This is a genomic window from Nocardia sp. JMUB6875, from assembly GCF_041154655.1.
Lineage (GTDB): Bacteria > Actinomycetota > Actinomycetes > Mycobacteriales > Mycobacteriaceae > Nocardia.
In genome coordinates, this window is record NZ_BAAFGR010000270.1 from 1 (window position 1) to 7240 (window position 7240).

6 protein-coding genes are annotated in these 7240 nt (G+C 68.3%); 4 read left to right on the plus strand and 2 right to left on the minus strand.

Annotation, left to right across the window (positions count from 1 at the left end; all coding sequences use genetic code 11):
• The first annotated feature begins 345 nt into the window (after positions 1-345).
• The gene (locus tag ACAM49_RS37450) at positions 346-1293 is read left to right on the plus strand and encodes a Gfo/Idh/MocA family protein (protein ID WP_369640272.1); all 948 of its coding nucleotides are present in this window, start codon (positions 346-348) and stop codon (positions 1291-1293) included.
• Between the two features lie 340 nt (positions 1294-1633).
• Here the strand turns inward: ACAM49_RS37450 and gcvH are convergent, their stop codons facing one another.
• Positions 1634-2014 carry a glycine cleavage system protein GcvH gene (gene gcvH, locus ACAM49_RS37455; RefSeq protein WP_369640273.1) on the minus strand — a complete coding sequence of 127 codons (381 nt, stop codon included), beginning with the start codon at positions 2012-2014 and terminating at the stop codon, positions 1634-1636.
• 293 nt (positions 2015-2307) lie between these two features.
• Between gcvH and ACAM49_RS37460 the strand changes: the two genes are divergently transcribed.
• Positions 2308-2625, plus strand: coding sequence for a hypothetical protein (locus ACAM49_RS37460; protein WP_369640274.1), 318 nt, complete (start codon positions 2308-2310; stop codon positions 2623-2625).
• A 4-nt stretch (positions 2626-2629) separates the two neighbouring features.
• Here the strand turns inward: ACAM49_RS37460 and ACAM49_RS37465 are convergent, their stop codons facing one another.
• A complete protein-coding gene (locus tag ACAM49_RS37465) occupies positions 2630-4120 on the minus strand; it encodes an FAD-dependent oxidoreductase (RefSeq protein WP_369640275.1) in 1491 nt (496 codons plus the stop codon).
• An 86-nt stretch (positions 4121-4206) separates the two neighbouring features.
• Here ACAM49_RS37465 and ACAM49_RS37470 point away from each other — a divergent pair, with 86 nt between their 5' ends.
• Both ACAM49_RS37470 and ACAM49_RS37475 read left to right on the plus strand, forming a co-directional pair.
• On the plus strand, positions 4207-4971 hold the full coding sequence (locus tag ACAM49_RS37470; protein WP_369640276.1) for an HAD family hydrolase: 765 nt from the start codon (positions 4207-4209) through the stop codon (positions 4969-4971).
• On the plus strand, positions 4968-7240 hold a 2273-nt coding region (locus ACAM49_RS37475; protein ID WP_369640277.1), incomplete at its 3' end, for a glycoside hydrolase family 65 protein. The genes ACAM49_RS37470 and ACAM49_RS37475, both read left to right, overlap by 4 nt.

The following is a 7240-nucleotide window of genomic DNA, read 5'->3' on the forward strand; positions in this document are numbered from 1 at the left end:
CCACCCACCCCACCCGAATAAGACCGGCCGCCACGGCCTCGATTGCGGAAGCCAGGCCGCAGAACGTCGCGGACTTGACTGCGCCGCAGTGAATCTCACCGCCAACGGGTTCCCGTACCTGGGCCATCAACCTACCGCGAAGAGTGGCTAGCGTGGACCGCAGCGCAATAACGCAAGCGCCGTCGCCCTGGCATGACCGGCTAGAACAGCGCGCCTCGCGGCATGAGCGCTCACTCTCCTCAGCTATGGCCCGGCCGCCTTGCGCATCCGACAGATTGCGAGCCCAGCGGCCCGAATGAGCAGGGACCGGGAACAATCCGGTGTTGCCGTGGGTTGGCTGCGTTCGTGAAGCAAAAGGTCCTTCGGCTCGGCATCATCGGACTCGGCGCAATGGGTGCCGAAATGCTGGATGTCGCGAACCGGTCAGCCGTCGTCGAGGTCGTGCTGGCGGCCGATCCGAGTGCCGCAGCGCTCGATCGCGCTGGAACGGCATATCCGGAGCTCGCATTGACGTCCGACCCGGCGGACGTGCTGGCGCGCAAAGACATCGATGCCGTCTATATCGCGTCGCCGCCGACCACGCACGCGGGCTACTCGATCACGGCGATGAAGTCCGGTAAGGCGGTCTTCTGTGAGAAACCGCTTGCCGTCGACGCGTCGGAGGCCGCGGAGATGGTCGCCGTGGCCGCGGAGACGGCAGTCGTGAACGCGTTGAACTTCAGCCTGTCCGACCGCAGCGCGGCGGTGCGGGTGGGACGAGCCGTCCGAGACGGGCAGGCGGGAGCCGTCCTCGGTGTGGATATTCGCCTGTCATTCCCCCAGTGGCCCCGGGACTTTCAGCGGGGTGCGGGCTGGGTGGCCGGGCGTGAGCAGGGTGGTTTCCTACGTGAGGTCGGTTCGCACTTCGTGTTCCTCACCGATCGGATAGTGGGACCGCTGAGCCGGATTCATACCCACGTGGTCTACGGATCACAGGGTGAGACCGCAGCCGCCGGACTGTTTTCCGCTAACGGTGTCCCGGTCCGAGTCAGCGGGCAAGTGGCCGCAGGACCGGAGACCTACGAGTGGACCCTCTACGGCTCGCAGCGTTCGTATCGCATCACCGCCTGGGGCGACCTGTGGCTCGGCGACGCCGATGGCTGGCACCGCACCGAGCTTCCGCAACCCCGTGGCAGTGAGGAAAGCCGGCTCGCCGAGTTCGCCGCAGCGGTCCACGGCGCACCCTCCACGCTGGCGGATTTCGCTACCGGGCTCCGGGTACAGCACGTGATCGAGTCCTTCCACCAATCCTGAAATCGCGGCGGCCGATCCACCACTCACAGGCGGTAAGGACAGCGCGTCCTGGCCGAGCCGCTCATGAACGTCGACCGTCGGCATCTCACCGGTACCGAGACGCTGAAGACGCCGAGTAATAGCACCGCGCCGATTTCGCCGCAGGCGAGAACAACGTCGAATTCGGCGCCCCACCGACCGACTACGTCGAATACCCTCTCCGCGACCGAGAATCAGCGGCAGAACCCGACGTTCTGGATAGCCCAAGCCGGTCGTAGGTCACGAGAATGCACTGGTGGAGAAGTCTTCTCGATGTTTGGCTGCGTGGTTGCATTCTCGTCGGGCATCGGGGGTGGGGGTGTTAGGCGATGAGCTTCTTGTAGGCGGCTGCGTCGAGCAGGTTGTCTGTTGAGGCGTCGTTGGCGAGTTTGATCTTGAACAGCCAGGTGTCGTTGGGGTCGCTGTTGACTTCCTCTGGGGTCTCCGCAGCGTCGGGGTTGGTCGCGACGATTTCGCCTGTGAGGGGGGAGTAGATATCGGATGCGGCCTTGACCGATTCCACTACGCCGATGGCGTCGCCGGCCTTGACCTGTTTCCCTACGGCGGGGAGCTCGAGGAACACGATGTCGCCGAGTGTCGACTGGGCGTGGTCGGTGATTCCGATGGTCATGGTGCCGTCGGACTCGAAGCGGATCCACTCGTGCTCGTCGGTGTACTTGAGGTCGGCCGGAACATTGGACATCTCGAACTCCATCGGTAGTCAGGAACTTGCCCGAGGGGGACCCGGTCCTTGAAGGCTAATGGGCGCTGAAAGATCTTGTGCGGCAATTGAACCGCCAAACCTCGCGGTCGAGACGCGGGAACCGCCCCTCCGATGAGAAGGGCGGCCGTGCCCGCGCGTTTCCCTCGGGGATGGGCGGGTAGGCGGTCGACATGGGAATGTCATTGCGGGGCCGGAGGCCGGTTGTCATCGCCGGTGGGGTGTTGGCGGCGGCGTTGACGATGGTGGGGTGTGGGCACCAGGTTGGGGTGCCCGTGACGACGACGCCGAATTCTTCGGTGTCGAACGGTGTTCCGACGTCACCGGGGGAGTTGGTGCCGCCGCAGACTTCACGGGAGGTGTCGGCGCCGTCGGCGATCTCGCCGGCGCAGATGCGGCGGAAGACCTGTGAGGATTTGCTGCCTCGGGTGGACAAGCTGAGGAAGGAGTCTGGGCAGGGGGCGGTGGATCAGGCGGTTGCGGAGGCTATCGACAACTTTCCGAAGACCGCCGACTGGCCCGTGCTGACTCCGGAGCAGCAGCAGGCCGCGGTGGAGGGTGCGCACGATGCGGGCGCCGGGAAGTGCACCTAGAGGGTCAATCCGGTAGGCGGCGTAGGGGTTTCGTGGCGGGGCCCTCGAGGAGGGTGCCGTCGGGGGCGAAGCGGGAGCCGTGCAGGGGGCAGTCCCAGGATTGTTCGGCATTGTTCCAGCGGACTATGCCGTAGAGGTGCGGGCAGACGGCGGAGACGGAGGCGGTGACGCCGTCGACGGTGGAGGTGGCGGTGGGGGAGAGCAGGCGGCGGTTGACTCGGCCGCAGCCTTCGGGCGGTGCGGGTTCGTCGCCGGTTCTGACTACGTGCAGCCAGCCTGCCGAGAATTGCAGGGCCACTGAGCCGTTCGCGGTGATAGCCGCGGGGATTCCGGTGGCGTCGGTGGGACGCCAGCTCGCGAGTGCGCCGGACCAGTGCGGGGATTTCCCGGTGATGCGGCCCGCCAGTGCCAGGGCAGCGGCCACGGCGTTGGTCAGGCCCCATTTCGCGAAGCCGGTCGCGACCAGGAGTCGATCCTGGCCGGGGAGTATCGGGCCCACCTGGGGGAGTTCGCCGGTGGGGTAGTAGTCCTGGGCCGACCACGTGGACAGCGGGTCACCGACGGTGAAGTAGCGCTGCGTCCAATCGACGAGATCGCGGACGCGGGAGGCGGTATCGCTGTCGCGGCCCACGGTGTGGCCGTTGCCGCCGACCAGCAGGACGTCGCCGTCCGGATCGGGAACCTGGCGCAGGGAACGGGTGGGCTCGCCCGCGCTGATGTACATGCCCTCGGGCGCGGGCTCCGAGAGCCGGAAGGCGGTCAGGTAGGAGCGCTGGGGAACCAGACGGGCGAAGAAACCGCCGCGATCGAGAATCGGTGTGCCGGTGGCCAGGACGACGGTCCCCGCTTCGATCGGCCCGTGCTCGGTATCGACGAGGAAATCACCCGACTTGGCGGACCGCACGCCCTGCGCGCGACTGGATTCGAAGATCTGCACCCCGTGCGACTCGACCTCGGCGGCGAGCCCCGCGAGCAGGGCCATCGGATTCAGCTGCGCCTGATCGGCCAGCCGGACCGCGGCCCGCGCGGGAAACGGCACGTCGAGACTCTCGCTCAGCTCGGTGGGCAATCCGGCCTGCGCCAGCACCCGATGCTCGGCCCGCACCCGCTCGACCTCCCGATCGGACTGGGCATAGGTGTAGGCGTCGGTGTACTGCACGGGCACCCCGGCGTGCGAGCAGTAGTCGAGAAGCCATTGCTGCCCAGCGGAATTGGCGTCGAGATACTGGCGCAGGGCATCGGCGGAATGCCGCCGCCGGATCCGCTGGCCGCGCACACCCTGCAGCAGGCTCACCTTCGCGGTGCTGGCCCCGGTGGTGCCCTCACCGATGCGCCGCGCCTCCACCACGCACACGTCGATTCCGTTCTGCGCCAGCAGCAATGCCGTCGTCAGTCCGGTGAGCCCGCCGCCCACGACGACCACGTCGGACCGCAGTCCGGGCGTGACGCGCAAGCGGGCCGGTCGGGGAAGGTCGGTCAGCCACAGTGGAGTCATAGCCCGGCCATAACCGTCCTGACGACGGTGAAACGCCGCCCAGGCGGGACGGTTTGATCGGCCGATCATGCGGGTAGGCCCGGAACATGACACGGGACGACGCGGAGGACGTCGGTCCGCTGGGATTGCCGGGGGCGATCTCGGCGGCGCTGTTCGATCTCGACGGGGTACTGACCAGCACGGCCACACTGCACGAGCGCGCCTGGAAACAAGTCTTCGACGAATTCCTGGCGGAGCGATGCGGGCCGGAGTACGAACCGTTCTCGACCCAGGACTACCAGTGGCACGTGGACGGGCGCCCCCGGCTAGACGGCGTGCGCGAGTTCCTGAAGTCGCGGAATATCACTGTGCCCGAGGAGAGCAGCGACCCCGACGAGTGGACGGTGCAGGAGATCGGTGACCGCAAGAATCGGGTGCTCGAATCGATGATCGACGAGGACGGCGTACACGTCTACCCCGGCTCGGTCGACTACCTGACCGCGGTACGCGACGCGGGGCTGCGGATCGCCGTGGTGTCCTCGTCGGCGAACGCCGCCGCCGTCCTGGCCGCCGCCGACCTGACGGATTTCATCGAGGTCCGCGTCGACGGAAACACCTTCGCCGAGCGCAAGCTGCGCGGCAAGCCCGCCCCGGACGGATTCCTCGCCGCCGCCGAAGAATTGGGTGTATCACCCGCACACGCGGCGGTTTTCGAGGACGCCGTCGCCGGGGTCGAGGCCGGACACGCCGGTGAATTCGGCTTTGTGGTCGGCGTCGAGCGCATCGGCTCGCCGAAACACGTCGCGGCCCTGCGGCAGGCGGGCGCGGACGTGGTGGTCTCGGACCTGGCGAAGCTGACGGAGCCGGCATGAGCGATGCGGGATTCGAGATCGCACCGTGGGAATTGCGCTGGCGCGGACTGGATCTCGACGCGCTGCACCGCACCGAATCGATCTTCGCCCTGTCCAACGGCCACCTCGGCCTGCGCGGGACCCTGGAGGAGGGTGAACCCGTCGGCATGCCCGGGACCTACCTCAACGGCTTCTACGAAACCCGCGTAATGCCCTACGCCGAAATCGGATTCGGCAATCCCGAGCAGGGCCAGACCGTGGTCAACGTGACCGACGGCAAGATCATCCGCCTGCTCGTGGAGGACGAGCCGATGGATCTGCGCTACGGGCACACCGAATCCCACGAGCGCGTCCTCGACTTCCGCTCAGGCACCCTGCGCCGCGACACGCTCTGGACCTCGCCGACCGGTCAACGGGTCCGGATCCGCTCGGAGCGGCTGGTCTCCTTCACCGAGCGGGCGGTGACGGCCATCCGCTACCGGGTCGACCCGGTCGACCACGATCTCGAACTGGTCGTGCAGTCGGATCTGCTGGTGAACGAACCCATCGCGGCCACCCCGGGCGATCCGCGCCTGGCCGCCGCACTGGACCGGCCGCTGGTCGCCGACCACCACGGCGCGGGCGACCTCGCCGCGGTCCTGGTCCACCACACCCGCCGCTCCGGGCTGCGGATGGCGGCGGGCATGAACCACGAACTCGAGGTCGGCAACACGCCCCGCCGCGTCGTGCATGTCGAGGATGATCTCGCCCGCGTGACCATCGCGACCCGCGTGGCGCGCGGAGAAGGCCTGTGCCTGACCAAGTTCCTCGCCTACGGCTGGTCCGCGCGCCGTTCCGCACCGGCCTTGCGCGCGCAGGTGGAGGCGGCGCTCGCGGCGGGCATGGAGATCGGCTGGGCGGGACTGCTGCAGCGCCAGCGCGCCTATCTCGACGAGTTCTGGGCGCAGGCCGATATCGAACTCGACGGCGATCCCGAACTGCAGCAGGCGGTCCGGTTCGCCATGTTCCACGTCCTGCAGGCGGGCGCGCGCGGCGAGGCCCGCGCCATTCCCGCCAAGGGCCTGACCGGACCCGGCTACGACGGGCACGCGTTCTGGGACACCGAGACTTTCGTGCTGCCGGTGCTCACCTACACCGTCCCCGGGGCCGCCCGCGACGCGCTGCGCTGGCGGCACGCCACCCTCGATCAGGCCCGGCGGCGCGCGACCGAACTCGGCCAGCTGGGCGCGATGTTCCCGTGGCGGTCGATCAATGGCGAGGAGGCCTCCGGCTACTGGCCCACCGCCACCGCGGCCGTCCACGTCAATGCCGACATCGCCGACGCCACCGCGCGCTATCTGGCCGCGACGGGGGACGAGGAGTTCGAAACCGAGTGCGGCATAGAGCTTCTCGTCGAGACGGCACGCCTGTGGGCGAGTCTGGGCCACCTGGAATCGGACGGCTTCCGCATCGACGGCGTCACCGGCCCCGACGAGTACTCCGCCCTGGCCGACAACAACCTCTACACCAACCTGCTCGCGCAACGGAACCTGCGGGAGGCGGCCGCGCGCTGCCTGCGCCGCACCGACGTGGCCGACCGCCTGGGCGTGCGCGCCGAGGAGGTCGCGCGCTGGCGCGACTACGCCGACGCCATGGTGCTGCCCTACAACCGCGAACTGGGGGTGCACGAGCAGTCGGAGGGCTTCACCCGGTACGCCCCTTGGGATTTCGATGCCACGCCGCCGGAGAAGTATCCGCTCCTGCTGCACTATCCGTACTTCGATCTCTACCGGCTGCAGGTGGTCAAACAAGCCGACCTGGTGCTGGCGATGTACCTGTGCCCCGATGCCTTCGACCAGGATCAGAAGGCCCGCGCCTTCGCCTACTACGAGGCGCTCACCGTCCGCGACTCCTCCCTCTCGGCCTGCGTGCAGTCGGTCCTGGCCGCCGAGGTCGGTCATCTCGCCCTGGCCTACGACTATTTCGCCGAGGCCGCGCTCACCGACCTGCACGACCTGCACCACAATGTCGACGCCGGACTACACGTGGCCTCCCTCGCGGGCACCTGGCTCAGCTGCGTGGGCGGCTTCGGCGGCTTCCGTGACCATCTCGACCACCCCGCCTTCGCGCCCCGCCTGCCCGAGAAGCTCGACCGCCTCGCCTTCCGGCTGCAATGGCGCGCCAGCCGCATCGCCGTCGACCTCACCGCCCGAACCACCACCTACCGGCTCCTCTCGGGCCCGCCCCTGCCGCTGACCCACCACGGCGACACCCACAAGCTCACCGACACCCCGCTGACCCTGCCCAACCC

Excerpts from the sequence above, each read along its gene's own strand:
- gcvH (WP_369640273.1), bottom strand. The coding sequence starts at position 2,014 with ATGTCCAATGTTCCGGCCGACCTCAAGTACACCGACGAGCACGAGTGG.
- ACAM49_RS37465 (WP_369640275.1), bottom strand. The coding sequence starts at position 4,120 with ATGACTCCACTGTGGCTGACCGACCTTCCCCGACCGGCCCGCTTGCGC.
- ACAM49_RS37470 (WP_369640276.1), top strand. The coding sequence starts at position 4,207 with ATGACACGGGACGACGCGGAGGACGTCGGTCCGCTGGGATTGCCGGGG.